General features: G+C 57.8%; 2 protein-coding genes. Both read left to right on the top strand.

All coding sequences use genetic code 11. From position 1 onward, the window contains the following. Positions 1-310, top strand: a 310-nt coding sequence (locus ACOCD2_RS16050; protein ID WP_293653302.1) for a hypothetical protein, incomplete at its 5' end; no start/stop codon positions are given. Positions 311-337: 27 nt separating this feature from the next. Further along, positions 338-2733 (top strand): SIR2 family protein (locus ACOCD2_RS16055; protein WP_419625788.1); only part of this gene is annotated, 2396 nt, incomplete at its 3' end.

The following is a 2733-nucleotide window of genomic DNA, read 5'->3' on the forward strand; positions in this document are numbered from 1 at the left end:
CCTGTGCGCCTCGGGCAAGATGACGGCAGACAGCCGCGCTCTGTTCCAGGCCATGCTCATGTTGTTCGAGGTGCTGAGGGTCGTGTTCATGGAAAAACGCACCCCAAAAAACAGCACCAACGTGGTGTTACGGTTATTGGTTGAATTCGGGGAGGGAAATTGCGCACTCACCCATGCAGGTAACAGCAGTGCATCCCTCCCTGATGCCCGGTGGCGTGGCATCAATGTCCGGGTGCTATACTCAAATGCCCTGTCATCACCCGATCCTGGTATTGCTGTTGCGGGTTCAACCCACCCGTTGCACTTGTGAGTTGAATCCGCGTGTGAGTAAAGCCCAATGCAGTTTATAGCCAATGGCCCGGAGATTCCCAATGTGCTCTTGCAGGCGCACGAAGAGGGGCGTGTGGTGTTCTTCTGCGGCGCTGGTATTTCTTATCCCGCTGGCCTGCCGGACTTCAAGGGGCTGGTGGAGCAAATCTACCGCCGAATTGGCACTGTGTTCACGGAACGCGAGCGCTATGCCTTCGACCGCGAGCAGTACGATGCCACGTTAAACCTGCTGGAACCGCGCCTACCGGGGGATGGGCGCTTGGCTATGCGCTGTGAGCTGGCGAAAGTGCTGGAGACCGGGTTGGGCCATAAGGATGCTTATGATACGCATGCCGCACTGCTGCACCTGGCGTGCAACCCTGAAGATACACTGCGACTGGTAACCACCAATTTTGACCGCATGTTTCACGCAGCGGCTAAACACACAAAGCAAAAGTTCCATGCGTACACCGCGCCGATGCTGCCCATTCCGAAAAACAGCCGCTGGAACGGGCTGGTTTACCTGCATGGCAGGCTGCCCGAAGAACCAGACGACACAGCCCTGAACCGGCTGGTGGTCACCAGCGGCGATTTCGGTCTGGCCTACCTCACCGAACGCTGGGCAGCCCGCTTCGTGAGCGAGTTGTTTCGTAACTACGTCGTCTGCTTCGTGGGCTACAGCATCAACGACCCGGTGCTGCGCTACATGATGGATGCGCTGGCTGCCGACCGGATGCTGGGCGAGGTCACGCCACAGGCCTGGGCACTGGGTGACTGCGAGCCGGGGCAAGAGCACCGCAAGACCATCGAGTGGGAAGCCAAGGGCGTCACGCCCATCCTGTACGAGGTACCCGCCGGCAGCCACGACCATTCGGCGCTGTACCAGACCTTGCACGCCTGGGCCGATACCTACTGTGACGACATACAGGGTAAGGAACGCATTGTTGACAACTACGCCCTGAAAAATCCATCAGACAGCACCGCGCAAAACGACTTCGTCGGCCGGATGCTGTGGGCCCTGTCGGACAAATCCGGCTTGCCGGCCAAGCGTTTTGCCGACTTCAACCCTGTCCCGTCTCTGGACTGGTTGCTGGAGGCCTTCTCGGACGAACACTTTCAGCACAGCGATCTGGCCCGCTGGCTGCGGCGCTATCTGAACGACCCGCGACTGATTATCTGGATCGCGCAACGCGAAGGTCCGTTGCCCAGTCAATGGGTGTTGAAGACCAGAGAAGCGCTGCATGATTTTGCCTCCCTGGAGCGTGACGGCAAGACTGCCGTGCTGGATGAGATTCGCTCACGCTCACCCAAGGCCATTCCTGGCCCCTTGATGCGCACGTTGTGGCGTCTGTTGCTGAGCGGTCGTGTGAAATCATCGGGGCGCGATTCCGATCCCAATTCTGATCTCTGTTCGAATCTCAAACGCTGGAAAGAGGATTTGAAACAGGAAGGGGTCACTGCCACACTGCGCTGGGAGTTACGTGAGATGCTCGCCCCCCAGGTTGTCCTGAAAAAGCCGTTTTTCAGGGACAATGAGGCAGAGAACATCGACGAACCCACACAGATCAGTCAGTTGATGGAGATGGACTGGGAGCTTGCACTGACCACGGATCATCTGCATTTGGCCCTACACGAAATTGCCGACGAACACTGGACATCGGCCTTACCGCTGTTGCTTGAGGACTTCCAGCAGCTGCTGCGCGATGCGCTGGACTTGCTGCGCGAGTTGGGCGAAGCCGATGACCGCAAAGACCAGTCGTATATCGCCTTGCCAGCGATCAATTCAGACCAGCAGGACCCGGAATTCAGCGGGTGGGTATCCTTGATCAAGTTGCTGCGCGATGCGTGGCTGGCGGTTCTCGATGTCGACAGTGCGCGGGCCACACGGATAGCCCAGTCGTGGTTCGAACTGCCTTATCCCACCTTCAAACGTCTGGCCCTGTTTGCCGCCAGTCAGGATGGCTGTATCGCACCCGAACAGTGGGTGGAATGGCTGCTGGCCGATGATAGCTGGTGGTTGTGGCCTATGGAAACGGGGCGAGAGGTATCTTGGCTGCTTGTACGGCAAGGACGCCAATTGACTCCCGCTTCTCAGGCCCGTCTCGAAAAGGCCATTCTGAGGGGCCCGCCGCGCAGAAAATGCCGGAATGATCTTGATCCGGACAAAGAACGGATAGCATATCTAGTGGGATATCCCATCAAATTAAATTTGGCCGCCCTGGAAAAATCGGGACTGGTGCTGAATGCTGCCGCACAAACCCGATTAGCTGAGCTGTCCACTGTTTATGCAAAACCGGGCGACTATGAGGAACTTTGGGAGAGCATCCTCCCACCCCGTACGCGGCGTGATCTCGTGCCATGGTTGAAGAAGCCGCTACGATTTCCACTCTACAGTGAGGACGCATTGCGAGAATTCGCGCAAGG

The organism is Thiolapillus sp., assembly GCF_048562965.1.
In the GTDB taxonomy this organism is placed as follows: domain Bacteria; phylum Pseudomonadota; class Gammaproteobacteria; order Chromatiales; family Chromatiaceae; genus Thiolapillus; species Thiolapillus brandeum_A.